This is a genomic window from Methanolapillus africanus (assembly GCF_032714475.1).
GTDB lineage: Archaea > Halobacteriota > Methanosarcinia > Methanosarcinales > Methanosarcinaceae > Methanolapillus > Methanolapillus africanus.
Genome location: NZ_JAWDKD010000007.1, coordinates 58035 through 74748 on the forward strand (window position 1 = coordinate 58035; position 16714 = coordinate 74748).

At 45.8% G+C, this 16714-nt stretch carries 14 protein-coding genes; 11 read left to right on the forward strand and 3 right to left on the reverse strand.

All coding sequences use genetic code 11. The annotated features are described in order from the left end of the window. Positions 1 to 374: 374 nt before the first annotated feature. Positions 375 to 1205 (forward strand): CBS domain-containing protein, encoded by an 831-nt coding sequence (locus MsAg5_RS01630; protein ID WP_338098873.1) that lies wholly within the window; start codon positions 375 to 377, stop codon positions 1203 to 1205. 158 nt (positions 1206 to 1363) lie between these two features. Then, positions 1364 to 2146 (forward strand): CBS domain-containing protein, encoded by a 783-nt coding sequence (locus tag MsAg5_RS01635; RefSeq protein ID WP_338098874.1) that lies wholly within the window; start codon positions 1364 to 1366, stop codon positions 2144 to 2146. Between the two features lie 134 nt (positions 2147 to 2280). Here MsAg5_RS01635 and MsAg5_RS01640 read toward each other — a convergent pair whose 3' ends face one another. Both MsAg5_RS01640 and dinD read right to left on the reverse strand, forming a co-directional pair. Next, positions 2281 to 2799 (reverse strand): deoxyuridine 5'-triphosphate nucleotidohydrolase, encoded by a 519-nt coding sequence (locus MsAg5_RS01640; protein ID WP_338098875.1) that lies wholly within the window; start codon positions 2797 to 2799, stop codon positions 2281 to 2283. A 112-nt stretch (positions 2800 to 2911) separates the two neighbouring features. Next, positions 2912 to 3757, reverse strand: coding sequence for a DNA damage-inducible protein D (gene dinD, locus MsAg5_RS01645; protein ID WP_338098876.1), 846 nt, complete (start codon positions 3755 to 3757; stop codon positions 2912 to 2914). A gap of 298 nt (positions 3758 to 4055) precedes the next feature. On the opposite strand from dinD, the gene MsAg5_RS01650 reads away from it, so the two are divergent. Together MsAg5_RS01650 and MsAg5_RS01655 are read left to right on the forward strand one after the other, a co-directional pair. Then, a complete protein-coding gene (locus MsAg5_RS01650; RefSeq protein ID WP_338098877.1) occupies positions 4056 to 4691 on the forward strand; it encodes a type IV pilin domain-containing protein in 636 nt (211 codons plus the stop codon). A 211-nt stretch (positions 4692 to 4902) separates the two neighbouring features. Continuing rightward, positions 4903 to 7167, forward strand: a complete 2265-nt coding sequence (locus MsAg5_RS01655; RefSeq protein WP_338098878.1) for an ATP-dependent DNA helicase — start codon at positions 4903 to 4905, stop codon at positions 7165 to 7167. Positions 7168 to 7289: 122 nt separating this feature from the next. On the opposite strand, the gene MsAg5_RS01660 is transcribed toward MsAg5_RS01655, so the two are convergent. Next, positions 7290 to 7973: a TIGR00266 family protein gene (locus MsAg5_RS01660; RefSeq protein WP_338098879.1), complete on the reverse strand. Its 684-nt coding sequence runs from the start codon at positions 7971 to 7973 to the stop codon at positions 7290 to 7292. A 312-nt stretch (positions 7974 to 8285) separates the two neighbouring features. Between MsAg5_RS01660 and MsAg5_RS01665 the strand changes: the two genes are divergently transcribed. From MsAg5_RS01665 to MsAg5_RS01695, 7 genes are all read left to right on the forward strand, one after another. Beyond that, complete coding sequence (locus MsAg5_RS01665; RefSeq protein WP_338098880.1) at positions 8286 to 8705, forward strand: GerW family sporulation protein; 420 nt, start codon at positions 8286 to 8288, stop codon at positions 8703 to 8705. A gap of 142 nt (positions 8706 to 8847) precedes the next feature. Further along, entirely contained in the window at positions 8848 to 10194 is a 1347-nt protein-coding gene (locus MsAg5_RS01670; protein ID WP_338098881.1) for a DUF2953 domain-containing protein, read from the forward strand. 150 nt (positions 10195 to 10344) lie between these two features. Beyond that, positions 10345 to 11316 carry a beta-ribofuranosylaminobenzene 5'-phosphate synthase gene (locus MsAg5_RS01675; protein WP_338098882.1) on the forward strand — a complete coding sequence of 324 codons (972 nt, stop codon included), beginning with the start codon at positions 10345 to 10347 and terminating at the stop codon, positions 11314 to 11316. Further along, a complete protein-coding gene (locus tag MsAg5_RS01680; protein ID WP_338098883.1) occupies positions 11309 to 12331 on the forward strand; it encodes an NOP5/NOP56 family protein in 1023 nt (340 codons plus the stop codon). The genes MsAg5_RS01675 and MsAg5_RS01680 overlap by 8 nt, the downstream gene beginning before the upstream one ends. Then, positions 12318 to 13100 (forward strand): fibrillarin-like rRNA/tRNA 2'-O-methyltransferase, encoded by a 783-nt coding sequence (locus MsAg5_RS01685; RefSeq protein WP_338098884.1) that lies wholly within the window; start codon positions 12318 to 12320, stop codon positions 13098 to 13100. The genes MsAg5_RS01680 and MsAg5_RS01685 overlap by 14 nt, the downstream gene beginning before the upstream one ends. A gap of 23 nt (positions 13101 to 13123) precedes the next feature. Next, on the forward strand, positions 13124 to 13777 hold the full coding sequence (locus tag MsAg5_RS01690) for an MBL fold metallo-hydrolase (protein ID WP_338098885.1): 654 nt from the start codon (positions 13124 to 13126) through the stop codon (positions 13775 to 13777). A gap of 14 nt (positions 13778 to 13791) precedes the next feature. Further along, positions 13792 to 16500, forward strand: a complete 2709-nt coding sequence (locus MsAg5_RS01695) for a YgiQ family radical SAM protein (RefSeq protein ID WP_338098886.1) — start codon at positions 13792 to 13794, stop codon at positions 16498 to 16500. Positions 16501 to 16714: the final 214 nt, after the last annotated feature.

Genomic DNA, 16714 nt, shown 5'->3' on the forward strand with positions numbered 1-16714 from the left:
AGTGATCTCATTGCAGTTCATTATTGAACAGCAAACCTTTTTCTCTCAACTTTGACGAACAGAGGACTCTATCTTCAATGATCAAACACGGTAAAATTCGAAAAATTAACAACATATAAACTTTCGGATTTTGCCAAAATCAAAAGAAAAATAAACCGGAAAAGATTCTGAACAAATTGTTAAGTCGGAAAATAAAATTGAAAATATTTTCGGATAGAGCACAGAACAAAAACAAACAAAACACAGAACAAACGCGGTCAAAACAAGCAAAATACCGCGAAAAGATTCAAAACCAAACTGAACAGATTCAAACTGAATAAATTCAGACTGAACAGACTTCAAATTAACATCCAAGTCGCACAGGAGGAAGACCCATGAAGATGAAAAATATCATGAGCGCGCCGGTTTATGTCGTCGGTCCCGACGAAACGGTGGCTCGTGCCAGAAACCTGATGATGAAACACAAAGTCGGCTCGATTTTAGTGGTGGACGGCGACGCCGTCGCCGGTATTTTCACAAAATCCGACTTGAAAGTCAGATTGTTTGAAGAAGAAGCGGCTTGGAAACGGCGTCCGATCGACCAGATCCCGATCAAATCCATTTGCTCCGCCGACGTCGTTACGGTGTCGCCCAACACGTCCGTCTTTGAGGCGGCCAAAATCATGGCGGAAAAAGGTATTGACCACCTGCCGGTCGTCGACAAGGAAATCATGGGCATTGTGTCCAAAACAGATATCGTCCGCTTTGTTGCGGAAAGCGGCACCGGTTCCGAAGTCATGGTCTTGGATTCCATGTCCGGAAAAGCGGTGACGGTCAACACCAACCATACCATCAATCACATCATCGGCGAAATGGAAAAGAACAATGTCCAAAAAGTGATTGTGATGGACAACAACGAAAAAGCCGTCGGCATCGTCTCCATCAAGGACTTGTCCGCCAATGATTTGCTGGCGGACGTCGTCAGTGAAAAGAACGGAAAGAATAAGAAAGATAAATCCCGGCGCTATGCCATCGACCTGCCGTTTGTGGCGGAAGATTTGATGACGCACATCATCACCGTGGATGTGAGCGCGCCCATCACGACGGCCGCCAAGAAAATCATCGACAACAATGTCGCGTCGCTTCCGGTCACCAAGAACGGCAAAATCGCCGGCATGATTTCAAGAGACGATATCATCAAAAGCATTTCCGGATTGTCGGAATGAATACCGGTTGATTTAATTCAACACGGAATGATCCGGTGACGAACTAAAAGTCAATCAGCAAATATATAAAATAAATTTATATATATTAAAATATATTAAATTGATAACGTGTTTCGGCACGTTTCATTCATTAAAAAAATCAACAAAGGTGAAAACCCATGCAAGCAAAAGACATTATGGTGTCCCCTCCAAGCATTGACAAATCCGCAAAGATCTCAAACGCTCTCGGAATCATGGAGAAAAAAAATACGCGCCGTCTTCTTGTGACACACAACAATGAAGTGGTCGGTATTTTGACGATGAGAAATTTGGCCAAGGAGCTTGGAACCAAAAAGAGAACGAAGCCGCCTTCATCTCTTCCGGTCGTGACCGCCATTTCCGGAAATTTCACATTCGTGAAGCCTGATACAAAGTTTTTGGTTGCGGTGAAAATTATTAAAGAAAAGGGCGGCGTCCTCTTGGTGTCTGAGAACGAAAAGGATGTTCTCGGCTGGATCACGCCCAACGAATTGATCGGCGCCTACGACTTCAACGGCCAGGCCAAAGACGTGATGTTCCAAAAGACCATCATCACCATCAATTCCAGCGAACGGTTGGTTCACGCCCGCTACTTGATGCTTGAACACAACGTCGGACGTATTCCGGTGATGGAAGACGGCAAATTGATCGGCGTCATTTCCGAAAAAGACGTCGCCGTCGCATTCCAGGAATTCAAGGACAGCGTCCCTGACAACCACCAGGAAGCCCGGATCAAGAATTTGCTTGTCGCCGACGTGATGACCAGAAATCCGATTACGGCAACGCCGAGCACCCCGGCCGAAGAAATTGTCAGCCTCATGGTTCACAAAAACGTGGGCATCATTCCAGTGATGGACGCCGGCAAATTGGTCGGCATCATTACCCGCAGAAGTTTGATTACGTCCATTCCGACATTGGAATAAAAAAGCAGATCAAGGTACGAACATTTGTTTCGTACCTTTTTTATTTTATTTTTTTCTTTTTTGATTTGCGCGGCCGCCGCGCGCGTTATGGCGATCGTTTTTTTTGAGACGCAAAACGATGGGGTGGTTTATTTTTATTTCTTCAAATTTTCATTTTGATAAACGCCGTTGTACAAATTTTCAACGCCGGTACCGAGTTTGTAAAACAAAAGCTGCATCACCCGCGCATTCTTTTGAAGATCAAATCCGGCCGGATTGTGAACGACCATCAAACATTCGCTGCGTCCGCGGTAGCCGGCGTCCCAAACGGCAGTGCCGAGCGTCACGCCGCTGCGGATCAAACTGGAACGGTGAAGCGCAATGGCCGCCACGTCGCCCGGAATGTTCACAACTTCATTCAGAACGATGGAATAGATGCCGGGACCTAAGTGAATCCAGCCGTCGTTGCCGAAAGCCAGCGCGTTCTTATCCGGCGTCTTTCGTTTTCTGTTGTCAAAATCAACGGCGCCGGCGCCGGATAATTCATAAACTTCCCGAACCGTCATTTCAAAACCATTCGGCTGAACCTGAAGATTGAGATCCGTGTAGTTCCCAACGAGCGGCGGATCATTTTTCATCAATTCGCGAATTTCAATATCTGATAAAAACGACATGAAACAAAAACGGTAACAGAATATTATAATCTTTCGTCGGATTTTGCTTTTGCACGATAATTCCTAAAATCTAAGAATGCGAATAGAATATCACATAACCAATTTTATTTGATTATGATAATTTCCCCGATTGTTTTGCAATCTTTTTATCTTCAGATTTAACACGCCGCTCTAACTTTTTAATATCCTCCTCGGGCGGAAGGTCTTCCGGTTTAATTCCTCGCTGACCAAGCATTCCACGAACACTTTCATTGTTTTGGACATGCTCATCTGCAATAGCAGATTCTCCCACAAGATCTTCTTGAATGACGTTATGATTTGTCATTTCAGTCGCCAGATTTTTGGCCGCAATTGTCAGAGTTGGTAAAAAGTCTGCCAACGGACGTGTTTGAGTAATTCCGTATTTTTCTTTCATGGCTTGAGTTGTGTGACCGCCGAATAGGGCGGCATCTCCCATAGAACGAATTCTTCCAAATCCTTCAGCATCAACCCCACGTTCATATATGTTGCAAGAAAGAGTTTTTTCAGATTCTTTCAGTTGTTCTCTTGCTTCTACCCTGTCTTGAAGGCGCATTCTGTCTTCAATTAATTCTTGTTTACGCGTTTGAATGGCAAAGTAACTCTGTGCGAAGGCAATACGTTCTTTCTGAGGATCTCCATTTTGTGCAATTAAATAGCACGCATAACGCGTCAGCATAAAATCATCAATACGACGTTGAGCCGTTTTCCCTATCGGGATCATTTTCGTGACATCACGAAAATGATCGTCCGGGTCATATCCTGCTGATTCGCAAGATACGATGGCTTTCTTTATAACTGTTTGAAAATTTTCCCAACGAGAATAATCAAGCAATTCCATGAGGTCGCGCGCAAACCAAAATTCTATATTTTCGTCCGGCGTACGCTGGCTTATTGAATCGAAAATTTCCGTCATCTGACCGATTTCCTCTTTTTTCATTACAAAACCTCCTTCCGATTTACTTTATATATTAATCCATTTGCTTTACTTTCTTCCTGTCTAATCATTTATCTTAAAAATATTATAAAGTATAAAAATTTTCGTTTTCCTGTTTTTGTATGAAAAGAGTTTTTAATTTTTGGTTTTGTCGGGCGGTCTGCGCGCGCGTTATGGCAATCACTTTTGATGATAATTTTAAAAAACCGAAATTCTTTTTTTATTTTTCATCCCTTTAAAAACATGCCGATTTTGATAAAATCGAAACGTTTAACCCAAATCTCATTTTTGTCTGACTGCTATGAAAAATAAAGATCAGATTCACCGTTTCAATCAAGGCATCAGTCCCGTCATTTCATCTCTGCTGCTCCTGTTGATTGTTCTGCTGATGTGCGGCGCCATATTTATGAACGCAGCCGGATGGATGGAATCCAATGATTTGACAGCTGTAAAACCGGTCAAAATCGAACTGGTGGATGCTTCCTGCGGCAATCACGCCGACGACAATTCCCGATTTCAGGATAACGTTCTGATTCTCAAAAACGTCGGCGGAAACCCCGTCCCGGTTGGCGAAATTTCCCTCAAAATGACCGGCAAAGGAGACGCTTACCAAGGCATTCCGGGATCCGGCGGAAAAATGATCATCGGAGACATTGAAATTCGATATGAACATCTCAACGTGACCGACAAAAATCCGAACTACCAAAAACAGAATGCTGAGATGTTGAAAGATGGAATTTGGTCTCCGGGAGAACAGCTTGTTTTAACCGGAAACGACAGTAAAAGTTCAGCTGACTCCAGCGTTTTCGTGGGCGTGAATGGCAATTTTTCAACGTCCAACAATTACGGACTGACAGCCGGCGAAACAATCGACGTCGTAGCTTTTCAAAGCAATCAAATTGTTTTCAAAAATACCTTTTCGATTCCGAAAAAATAAACCGGTGCCGAATTTTAAAGCGGCGGACGGTATTTGATCTTGCCCAAACGCCGGTTTTTGAAAAACCATAAAAGACCATAAAAGAAAATATATAACTCCAAACCCAATCGTTATGATTCAATTCATTCAACATTTTATCCAACATTCATTCAATATTTTCACCCCCCGCGTTTCACCGTTTTATAATTGAAACGCATTCTCGGACAACATCATGGATTCTGAACCTGTTCCCGGATTTATGAAATATTTCACCAAGGAAAGCTGCTACCCGAATCAAGCGGAAGCAATGAAACAGATAGCTGCTGCTTTGGAAAAGGGAGAAACGGTGCTTTTTGAAGGCGCCTGCGGAACAGGAAAAACGCTGAGCGCGCTCGCGCCGGCGCTTGAAATCGCGAGCCGTCAAAACAAAAAAGTGATTATCGTCACCAACGTCCACCAGCAGATGGTTCAATTCATTCATGAAGCGCGCGACATCAAACGAAAAGTCGATATTAACGCCGCCGTCATGAAAGGGAAACAGGCGATGTGTCCACGGCGGATGGATTACGAAGAATGCCGCGCGCTGTCCGAAAACACGTACGAGCTTCTCGAAATGGAACGAGAACTGCAAAAATCCAGAAAAGAATTTGCAGACGCCACGGAAAAATACAAAGCAACCAAAGATCCGGAATACAACCGGCTGCGTGCGGAACTTGAAAAGGAAATTCAAGAGCGGGAAAAGGAAGTCAAGCGAAAGCGGGATTTGTCCTGCAACCACTTGTATGAAGTTTTGAAATTGGAGTCCCCGTCATTTAAAACTTGGCTTTTCGACGACGTCCGAAGTCCTGAGGAAATCAATGAATACGCGGACGAGCGCGGGATGTGCGGGTACGAACTGCTGAAACGGGAAATTAAACGCGCGGACCTAATTATTTGCAATTACCACCACGTGCTCAGCCAAGAAATCTTTCTGACGCTGCTCGGGTGGATGGAAAAGCTGCCGGAAGACTTGATTATTATTTTTGACGAAGCGCACAATATTGAAAATGCGGCGCGGTCACACTCATCCATGGTGGTGTCGGAGCGGACGGTGGAAAAAGCGGTCATGGAAATCGAGGAGCACGACGACAAGTTTCCCGAAAAACTGAAGCTGGACGCGCAAAAAATATTTTTATGTTTTATTTCCGCCATCCGGGAAACGTATGATTTGGCGCTGGATTTCGGCGAACGCAACCGCATCGGAAAGAATTGGAAAGATATTCGGATCAGCGACCCGTATGAACGGTTCGACGTCGTCAAAGACCGGCTGATGAAAAAAATCAGCGGCTACAGCGCCGAAGAAGGCCGAAATCTGAATGAAAATTCCGTCCGGATGATTTTGGAAAGCGTGTCGGCGATCGGCGACGAAATCGACCTAATCTACCATGAGCGGTACAAATCGGGCGCCGACATCATCCGAAAAAAATCAAGCATCAGTCTCGTGTCCGACTATTTGTCCGCTTACCTGCTGCTGTCCGGAAATCCGAACTATTACCCGATTTTAAACATCCGGCGCGACCAGCAAACTAAAGATGAGGAAATTTACGGACGGATGGAAATTTTCACCTGCATTCCCAAAAACGTGACGGTGCCGCTTTTCGATTCACTAGGCGGCCTGGTTCTCATGTCGGCAACGCTGCGTCCGTTTTCCATGATTAAAGAAACGCTGGGCATTGAACGCCAGTGTACGGAAATTGCGTTCCCCCTAACGTTTCCGGTGGAAAACCGCCGGACTTTTGCCGTTGCCGTACCCCCCTTGTTTTCCAGTCGACGGGACGATCCGGAGACGCTCTCCGCTGTCGAAGATTCCATTGTGTCCGCTATTTTAGCAACGCCCGGAAACACACTCATTTATTTCCAAAGTTTTTCGGAAGCAGACCGCTTTTTCCGCTTTTTAAAAGGACAGGACGATATTGTTTCGGAAAACATTGAGGTTCTTTTTGACGAAGCCGGCATTTCCGCAAATGCCGTCCGGGAAAAGTTTTTCAAAATCGGCGAAAGCGGCGGCCGAAGCGTTCTCATCAGCTACATTTTCGGAACGCTGAGCGAAGGCGTCGATTTCCAAGGCGACCGCGCTCGAACTGTGATTGTGGTCGGTGTCGGTTATCCGGCGCTCAACGACCGGATCCGCGCTGTTGAAGCTGCATACGATACTGTTTTTGGAGTCGGAAAAGGCTGGGAGTTCGCCATTTCCGTGCCGACGATCCGGCGGGTCCGGCAAGCGATGGGGCGCGTGGTGCGTTCTCCGGATGATTTCGGCGTTCGGCTGCTTCTTGACGCCCGGTACCAGAAAAAATCGGTGGCCCGGCTCCGGAAATATTCCGTTCACAATTGTTTCCCGGAAGAAGAACGCTCGGAAATGATCGATATTGCGCCGGAAGACGTGAAAGGAGAACTGGAAACGTTCTTTGAGGAAAAACCGACCTATGCCGACCGGAAAGAAGTGAAAACAGAATAAAAATAAATGCCGGTTTTTGCAGCGCGCCTACAAAAACGAATGTGATAACGCGCGCGGGCGGGCGCCGAATCAAAAAAAGGAAGAAAAATTCTTCCTCTGATTTTTATTTATTTTCGTTTTTTTCAGCCGTTGCTCGGCGGAATTCTGGACAAAATGATGTCGATCAAACCGGACATCGGCATGGTTTGAATCCACACTTTTCCGGGACCGGTGATCGTTCCTAAAAAGAGGCCTTCACCGCCGAAAAGAATGTTTTTGGCGCCTTTGACGGTTTCGATGTCGAACGTAACGGTGCTGTCCATCGCGGCCAGGTGGCTCTGTTCAATATACATTTTTTCGCCGGCCTTGAGCTCGTATTCGACGACGTCGCCGTCAATTTCCAAAAAGACGTGCCCATTGCCGGTAAATCTTTGCATAATGAAACCTTCGCCGCCAAAGAAGCCGACACCGATTTTTTTGCGGAAATGCATTTCCATGTTTACGGTTTTTTCCATGGCCAGAAGCGCTTGTTTTTGCGCGATCAGCGTTTTGGAGCCGTCCAACTTAAAATCCAAAATGCGGCCGGGGAAGGATGATGAAAACGTGATGTGCTGGTTTTCGCCTTCGGCGGTGTAGTTGTTTAAGAAGAGGGAATTTCCGGAAAGCATTCGGCCAAGACCTTTCATGAGTCCGCCGCCGGTTGTGGTTTCCATTTTCATTTTGTCGGTCATCCAAGACATGGCGCCGCTTTCGCTGACCATGGTTTCTCCTTTTTCCAAGTGGCAGGTCACAACCGGAAAAGGCGTTCCTTTGATTTCATATTTCATTTTTTAAAAACTCCTTAATATTCTTGATATTTTGAATACCCATCCCCATAAAATGCAGATGATTCAAAAAACGGGATGGAATTTTAATCTTGCTCTGAAACCAAAAAAGATTCTCAAAATGACGAACGGAAATTTTTACAGAGGGTTTAAATGGATTGAATTATATTATATAAAAAATAAAATATGCTGTTTACATTACTTTATTATACTTTATTGAAATCAATCACTGTAGCAATTTAAATTTTAGATGACAATTACGATTACAATCTTCAAAATAAATCAAAATATACACTTTTTTCAGGAAGAATCAATATGACCATTCAAGATGTTATTTCAGAAGTGACGGAAGAGCTTGAAAGAATCGTCAGCGCAAAAACCGTTATCGGAACGCCGATCGAAGCCTGTGGAAAAACCATCATTCCGGTGACGAAAGTCTCGGTCGGATTTGCCAGCGGCGGATATGAAGGCGCCGGAAAAGGAAATGCGGACAACGCAATCAAAAGCGCTTATGGCGGCGGTGGCGGTGCCGGTGCGAAAATCGAGCCGGTCGCATTCATTATTTTAACAGCCGACTCCTCTGAAATTTTAACCGTCAACGGCACCCAGCTGGAAACGGAAATTCTCAAATTCTTGGAAATGGTACCGGCCGTCATCGACAAAGTCAAAGCCATGAGAAAAGAGCGGCAGCCGAAAACAAAAATCATCGAAGTCGACGACGATTGCGAAATTTAATTTAAATTCATTGATGAGCTCAATGAATTTAAATTAAATTTCTTTTTACTTTTATTTTCAGATCGCAGATCATGATTTGATCTTTTGATTTGTTCTTTTTCATCGACCGCTCACAATTATTTCTTCAACCGGTATTGTTTTCATGACGATTCAAACAACTTTGGCCGAAATCGGACACATTCTTTTGTGGATTCTCGCCATTCTTTTGGTTGCCGTTGTTGTTCTTTTAGCCGTGGCTTTTTTGCTGACGCTTCTTTTGAGGCTGGATGTGGACGTTTCCGTTCGCAAAGGCAGCCGGAAATTGAAACAAAAGGTGTCGGTTCTTTTGTTCCTGTCCCGATTCAAAATTTACGCATTTGAAACGGACGACATGGATGAACCGGATGAGGAAGATGAAATCAACGAAGACGAACCGTCTGTCAGCGTTTATACGCTTTCATTCGACGCGGACGGAAAGGCGCATCTCAAAATTGATAAATCCAAAAAGTTCGGCGAAGATTATGAAATTGTCATTGTGCCGCCAAGCATTCCGGAAACGGATTCGGATGAATTTATTGATTTGAGCGAAGAGTGGGAAATTCAATCGGAAGAAACGGATATTCTCATTGAAGATTGGGAAACAGGCTTAGATGAAGAGTTTAAAATTGAAATCGTTGATCGGACTGTGATTGAGTCGAAAGAGCCGGCGCAGGTATTTGACGAAAGCGCATCGGCGGGCGATCAAAAAACCGTTGTTTTGGAAATTGAAGACGTTTCAGGCGAAGAAGAGGAACAAATTATTGATGAAAGCGAAACCGATGAAAGTGATGAGATTCCGGAAGAAGAAGATTCGGAATGGGATGACAGCAGCATTGAAAAGTATGTGGATTTGTCCGATCCGGTTCAGTTCGCCAAAGATTCTATCACCGCCGGCACAAAAATGATTCAGCCGGCCACCCGGTTTGCGTCGTCGGTTCTTTTGAAAATGAAAATTCGAAAGCTGGACATTGATTTGGTTTACGGACTCGCGGACCCGGCCGACACCGCCGTTTCATCCGGCGTTTTGTATGCGTTGAAGAGTTCTATGATTTCGTATTTGGAAGACGTCAAAAACCGGACCAAAAACAAAAATACCCGGAAAAATGCCGAGACGCTGATGAAGGATATTGAAGAAAATGTGCTGATTCATCCGGTTTTAACGGAAAAGACGCTGCGTACGGAATCGGATTTGGCGTTTTCGTTTTGGATCCGGTCGCTTTACGTTCCGACACTCAAATTCCTGCTTCACAAAAACACACGCTGGGTGATCCGGCATTATGTTTATGTTTATTTCATCCGCCACCACTTGAAAAGAAAGAAAAACAAGGATGGAAAGGAAAACCAGGATCAAAAGAAAGAAAAGAAAAATGAGCCGGAACAAAGTCAAACTCAAAAACAAACTCAAAAACAAACTCAAAAACAAACTCAAAAACAAGACGATAAAAAATCCACGCCTGTCTCCGACAGCTGACTTTTTTTAAAAAACAAAGGAAAAATTTAACGATTAACTTTAAATTTGTTTCCGCTTTTCTCCATTACTATTTATATGTGAACTGTTTTTATTCAGTCCATCAATCATTTTATTAATTTCAATTCGCACCCTTCTCATTTCAGTGATTTTATGTTTGAAATAACGACGCCTTCCCGCGTTCATATGACGTTGATCGATATGAACGGCAGTTTCGGCCGTCAAGACGGCAGCGCCGGCTTGACGCTTGAAGAGGGCGGGGTCCGCATGCGTGCGAAAAAATCCGACGTTCTTTCCGTCACCGGCGCCGATCAAACGCCGCTGGAATCCGGAACGGAACTTTTCGATTATATCCAAAAATCCATTTCCCCGCTTTTGGACGGGAATGGTATTGAAATTCACTTGCTTTCCGATGTGAAACAACACATCGGTCTCGGTTCCGGAACGCAGCTGGCGCTTTCGGCTGCGATGGCCGTCAACGAACTCTACGGTCTCAACAAAAATGTCCGGGAACTGGCCGCGCTTACCAAACGCGGCGGAACGTCCGGTATCGGCGTTCATTCTTTTGAAAAAGGCGGCTTTATCATTGACGCCGGCCACAAAACCAAGGACAAAAACGGGTTTGTTCCGTCGTCGCGCAGCACTGCACCGCCGGCCGATCTGCTTCTCCGAAAAGATTTTCCGGATTGGGACGTGATTGTCGCCGTTCCGCCGGATACGGGCATCAGCGGCGATGTGGAAAAACACTTTTTCCAAAGCGTTTGTCCGATTCCGCAAGCTGAAGCTTTTGAAGTATCTCATATTATTCTCATGCAGATGGTTCCGGCCATTATCGAAAAAGACATTGTTTCCCTCGGCGACGCCGTGGACCGCCTTCAAAAAGTCGGTTTTAAGAAACATGAAGTCGAAATCCAGCCGCCGGAAGTCAAGGCCTTGATGGCGGAAATGAAAAAATGCGGCGCTTACGGTGCCGGCGTCAGTTCATTCGGTCCGGCCGTTTACGGATTTTCCGAAAGTCGCCGAGATTCCGAAAACATCAAAGCCGCCCTTCTTGAAAAAATGCCGGCCGGCAGCGAAGTAATTCTCACAAAAGCAAACAACAGCGGAGCGAAATGGCATGTCTGACGGATCTGTTTTTGACATATCGGTTTGGTTCGGAGATTTAAAGTTTAAAAAAGAAAGCGACTCTGAACCCGAAGTTGACGTTGTTTTTTTGGAAAAAAAAGAAACAGACGCACTGAAAGACCGCTGGCTGGCCCTGTTGGATCAGCCGAGAAATGCCGGACAGATTCAAAAATCGGTTCCGCGCTTGAATTTGGCTGCCGTTGCCATTGAATCCGGATTTGTCAATTCCGCTGCCGAATATCATTCTCTTCTCCGGGACGTGTCTATTGCCGTTGCCCGTTCTCAAATTTCCGCGTCGCTCACTGACGACAAAAAAATCATTCAAGCCGTTGAAACGCTGGACGATCTCAACGAAACCGCCAACCATTTGTCGGAACGGCTTTTCGAATGGTACAGTTATTATTATCCCGAACTTGTTTTTGACGAAAATTTCGTCTCAACCGTTGCAGAGACGCCGGAAAAAGCGTCCGCCACCAAAATGGGCGCCGCTTTGGATTCGAAAGACTCGGTTCTTTTGCAATCGTTTGCCAAAGACATTTCAAATCTTTATTCTCAAAAATCAGCTCTTGAAGATTATATTTCCGAAAAAATGGAAGCGGTTGCGCCAAATGTGTCTCAAATCGCCGGCGTCGTTTTGGGCGCGCGTTTGATCAGCATGGCGGGCGGCCTTAAAAATTTGGCAACCATGCCGGCCGGAAGCCTTCAGGTGATGGGCGCAGAAAAAGCGATGATGAAACACCTCCGCTCAAGAGCGCCGTCGCCGAAACATGGTATTATTTTCAGCCATCCGGTTCTCAACACTGCGCCGATGCGTCTGCGCGGTAAAATTGCCCGGACATTTGCGTCCGCGCTCAGTTTAGCGGCGCGCACTGACTTTTACGCCGGAAAATTGAATCCGGATATTGAGAAACGGATGACACAAAAAATATCACAGATTCAGCACAACGATGCGCACAAGCAAAAAAAGGCGCAAACGCAGAAGACAAACGGGGGAGTTTCCGATGGAAAAGAATGAAAAATTCGAGGAAATTGATAACGGTGAAAACCGCCAACCGCATTCAAATCAATCAAACCAATCGTCTGCGTCCGCTGTTAAAAAATATGCCGACGGCGTCTTTGAAGGCCGCCTTTGGGGAAAATTCAATATTTTAACACAAAATGCGTCGCCGGGATATTCCGTTTACGGCGAAAAGATTTACTTAAACGACGACGGCAGCGAACTCCGGTCTTGGGATCCGAAAAGAAGCAAACTGGGCGCGCTTTATTACAAGCGGGCAATCATTCCGATCGCGCCGGGTTCCGTTGTTTTGTATTTGGGCGCCGCCTCCGGAACCACCGTCAGCCACGTGTCCGATATTTTGGGAACGGGAAACGGAATGGTTTACGCAATCGAATTTTCAGACCGCCCGATGCGGGATTTGGTTTTGTTGTCTGAGAAACGGAGAAATATTGTCCCGATTTTGGCGGATGCGTCCCGTCCGGAATTTTATGCGCCGGCGGTCGAACCGGTTGATGTGATTTTTCAGGACGTCGCCCAAGCCAATCAAGCGGAAATCGCTTGCAAGAACGCCGCGCATTTCCTGAAAGACGGCGGACACTTGATTTTGTCGATCAAAGCCAGAAGCATCGACGTTGTCGAGAATCCGAAAAAGATCTTTAAAGACGAAATCCGGAAATTGGAAAAAAATGATTGGGGCGTCTCTTTTAAGATTTTAAAAACATTTGATTTGGCGCCGTACCATGCCGACCATTTGGGCGTGATCGCCGTCAAAAATAAAAAATAAACGGAAAAGACGGAGATGAAAGGATGATTGTAGAGAAAATTGTTCCGGCTTATTACGATTCCAATGTTTACATTATTAACAAAAAAATACTGATTGACGCCGGCATGACGCCGGATTATGTTTTACCCCGTTTGGAAAAGATTGTGCCGGTTTCCAACATTGAATTGATTGTTTTAACACACGCCCATTTCGATCATTTCGGCGCGGCGCCGGCTATTATTCAAAAAAGCGGCGCACAACTCGGCATTTATGAAACAGAAGCAGACGCACTGAAACACGCCGAATTTTCAAGCGCGCTCAATTTCGGACAGGCTTGTCCTGATTTGACGCCCGACGTTTTTTACCACGACGGCGATAAAATCCCGATCGGAAAAGGTGAAAACGGCGAAGAAGAGTATTTGGAAGTGATTCACACGCCGGGACACACGTCCGGTTGCATGTGTTTGTATGAGAAAAATTCCAAATCTTTGTTTTCGGGCGACACCATTTTTTCAGAAGGCGGTATCGGGCGGTCCGATTTCGGAAACTCAACGCCGGAAAAAATGACGCAATCAATTCAAAAATTAACGACACTCGATATTCAAAATTTATATCCGGGACACGGCAGCCCGACGCACAAAAATGCCAAACATTCTGTCGATTTATCGTTGAAATTTTCCGAAAGAATGAACCCGTAAGAGGAAGGAAAAAGATGGCGCAAGAGAACAAAAACGATCATTCTTTTGAGAAGCAAAAGAAAAATACGCAAGATAAAAAACTGGCCGGCATGATTTCAAATGCTCATTTTAAAAAATCCGGCAACACATCTGACACAAATTCTAAACCAAGAGTGGATGCTCAACCAAAAACAAATTCGAATTCAAACGCCTATTCGAACTCAAGTTCAAATCAATCCCGTTCAAATCAATCCAATTCAAATAAACCGGATTCGAACAGACCAAATTCAGATCGGACAAACCCTCGATCAAACTCAAACCAATCCAATTCAAATCCGCCGCGTTCAAACAGATTAAGTGCGAAACCGGTCCCGAAATCAACCACGTCCACCTCAGTTTCTAATTTAAAATCGAATGCGAAGCCGAGATCAAAACCCAAATCAAATGTCAAGATTGGAAAAGCCGGCGTTTCGGGCGTGATTGAAGTCGGAAAAAAAGGCGAACGAAAGCAAGTTGTCGCTTCCGAAAAACCGGTCGGACAATTGGGATTCCGGGGAACAATCCCTTCCACGGTCGAGATTGAAAAACGGCAGCAGGAGTTTGAAAAGAAAAAACAGCTGGAAGCCCGGTCCGCACCGTCGCTGCTGGCGGAAAAAAAGGCGGACAAACATTCCCGGCTGGCCGGCAGAAATATCGGGCAGATGGGTGTTGTGAAGCGGACGGACGGCGCCGTCAAAAAGCCGGAGCCCAAAGAATCCGCCGAAAAAAAAACGTTCCGGAACGATTCCGTAAACGATAAAAAAACATATCGCGACGATTCAAAACAAAGAGAAGGGCGAAGCGACTCAAAATCATTTGACGGCAAACGGAATCAAGGAAAAGAAGCGGCCGGCTATCCGGCTTTTGAAGAGCGCCGCCGAAATTCCAAATTTAAAACCTCTGACTTTTTACCGATGAGCCTCGCGCAAGCCCGCCAAAAGGGCTGGGAAGAACTCGATATTATTCTTGTTTCCGGCGACGCTTATGTGGACCATTCCGGGTTCGGAACCGCGATTATCGGACGCGTTCTTGAACAGGCGGGTTTCCGGGTCGGCGTGATCGCGCAGCCGGATTGGACCCAAAAGGAATCTTTTGAAATTCTCGGAAAGCCGCGCCTCTTCTTTTCCGTGAGCGCGGGCAATACCGATTCGCTGGTCAACAATTACACGCCGCTTCTCAACAAACGCGAATCCGACGCTTATTCGCCGGGCGGAAGACCCGGGCTTCGGCCGGACCGCGCCGTGATTTCTTACGCCAACCGGATTCGTGAAGCGTATCCGGACGTGCCGGTCATTGCCGGCGGCATTGAAGCGTCGCTGCGCCGGTTTGCGGAATTTGACTATTTGTCCAACAATGTCCGGCAATCCATTTTGGCGGACGCGCCGATCGATTTGATTGTTTACGGCATGGGCGAACTGCAGCTGGCGGAAATTGCCAAACGCATGGCGGACGGCGAAAAAATTGAAAATATCCGCAGCGTTGCGGGAACCGTCTGGAAAATACCGGTGAAGGAATGGAAAAATAAATCCGAGTCGGACGACTTAAATTCAAATTTCTCCCTGACCGAAATTCCGAGTTTCGACGAGGTTTTCAGCAACAAGGAAAAATATGCGGAAGCCTTCAAAATTATTTACGAAAATCAAAATCCGGTCACCGGAAAAGCGCTGGCGCAAGTTCATCCGAAAACCGTGATCGTTCAAAATCCGCCGATGCGCCCGCTGACGGAAGATGAAATGGATTTCGTTTACGAATTGCCGTACACCCGAATGGAACATCCATCTTACACAGAACCCGTTCCCGGTTTGGACGTCGTCCGATTTTCAATCACCAGCCACCGCGGCTGTTTCGGCGGCTGTTCGTTCTGTGCGATTACCCAGCACCAGGGACGCGCCATCAGCAACCGGAGTGAAAAATCCATTGTCAAGGAAGCTGTTTTGATTTCAAAAACGCCGGGATTCCGCGGGATCATCAGCGGCGTCGGCGGTCCGAGCGCCAACATGTACAAAATGACGTGCGCCAACTGGGAAAAACGGGGCGCCTGCACCCATAAAAACTGTCTGGTTCCCGACATTTGTCCGTCCTTGAAAGCCGATCACCGGCCGCTGCTGTCTCTTTTAAAAGAACTGCGGGACATTCCCGGCGTCAAACGCGTTTTGACCGGATACGGCGTCCGCTTTGACTTGGCGGTTTTGGACGACGATTATTTGGAAACGCTGTGCAAATACCATGTCGGCGGACAGCTGAAAGTCGCACCGGAACATTTCTGCGACAACGTGACGGCGGTCATGCGCAAGCCGAACCGGAAAACCTATGAAGAATTTGAATCCAAATTCAAAGAAATCAACCAGCGGCTCAATTTGAACCAGTTTTTGGTGACGTTCCAAATTTCGGGACACCCCGGATGCACGATTGAAAACTCCATTGAGATGGCGGAATACATTCGGGACAACAACCGCTACACAGAACAGGTGCAAGATTTCACGCCGACGCCGATGACAGTGTCAACTTGCATGTTCCACACAGGACTCGATCCTTTTACGATGGAACCGATTCACATCGCCGTCACCCGGACAGAAAAGAAGATTCAGCGATCGCTCCTTCAGTTCAGAAATCCGGACAATCAGGACATTATCCAAGAAACACTCATTAAAGCCGGACGCCAAGACTTGATCGGTAATGAGTGGAAATGTTTGGTGAAAAAGTAAGGAAACGGCAAACCGGGTCATGAATCTGAAATCAGAATAATCTGAAATCAGAATAACCGGAAATCCGGAATTTGAAAATCGCAAAGTTAATGAATAAAGTTATCATAAAAACAGTCATAAAATGACTCAAAATAATGTCACAAAAGGACTAAAAGAATCATAAAACGACTCAAGTCATTTGATTATTTTAAAACAATTATAAAAGATCGAATGT

Bases quoted from the DNA above. Each gene is read 5' to 3' on its own strand.
- MsAg5_RS01630 (WP_338098873.1), top strand. From the start codon at position 375: ATGAAGATGAAAAATATCATGAGCGCGCCGGTTTATGTCGTCGGTCCC.
- MsAg5_RS01635 (WP_338098874.1), top strand. From the start codon at position 1,364: ATGCAAGCAAAAGACATTATGGTGTCCCCTCCAAGCATTGACAAATCC.
- MsAg5_RS01640 (WP_338098875.1), bottom strand. From the start codon at position 2,799: ATGTCGTTTTTATCAGATATTGAAATTCGCGAATTGATGAAAAATGAT.
- dinD (WP_338098876.1), bottom strand. From the start codon at position 3,757: ATGAAAAAAGAGGAAATCGGTCAGATGACGGAAATTTTCGATTCAATA.
- MsAg5_RS01650 (WP_338098877.1), top strand. From the start codon at position 4,056: ATGAAAAATAAAGATCAGATTCACCGTTTCAATCAAGGCATCAGTCCC.
- MsAg5_RS01655 (WP_338098878.1), top strand. From the start codon at position 4,903: ATGGATTCTGAACCTGTTCCCGGATTTATGAAATATTTCACCAAGGAA.
- MsAg5_RS01660 (WP_338098879.1), bottom strand. From the start codon at position 7,973: ATGAAATATGAAATCAAAGGAACGCCTTTTCCGGTTGTGACCTGCCAC.
- MsAg5_RS01665 (WP_338098880.1), top strand. From the start codon at position 8,286: ATGACCATTCAAGATGTTATTTCAGAAGTGACGGAAGAGCTTGAAAGA.
- MsAg5_RS01670 (WP_338098881.1), top strand. From the start codon at position 8,848: ATGACGATTCAAACAACTTTGGCCGAAATCGGACACATTCTTTTGTGG.
- MsAg5_RS01675 (WP_338098882.1), top strand. From the start codon at position 10,345: ATGTTTGAAATAACGACGCCTTCCCGCGTTCATATGACGTTGATCGAT.
- MsAg5_RS01680 (WP_338098883.1), top strand. From the start codon at position 11,309: ATGTCTGACGGATCTGTTTTTGACATATCGGTTTGGTTCGGAGATTTA.
- MsAg5_RS01685 (WP_338098884.1), top strand. From the start codon at position 12,318: ATGGAAAAGAATGAAAAATTCGAGGAAATTGATAACGGTGAAAACCGC.
- MsAg5_RS01690 (WP_338098885.1), top strand. From the start codon at position 13,124: ATGATTGTAGAGAAAATTGTTCCGGCTTATTACGATTCCAATGTTTAC.
- MsAg5_RS01695 (WP_338098886.1), top strand. From the start codon at position 13,792: ATGGCGCAAGAGAACAAAAACGATCATTCTTTTGAGAAGCAAAAGAAA.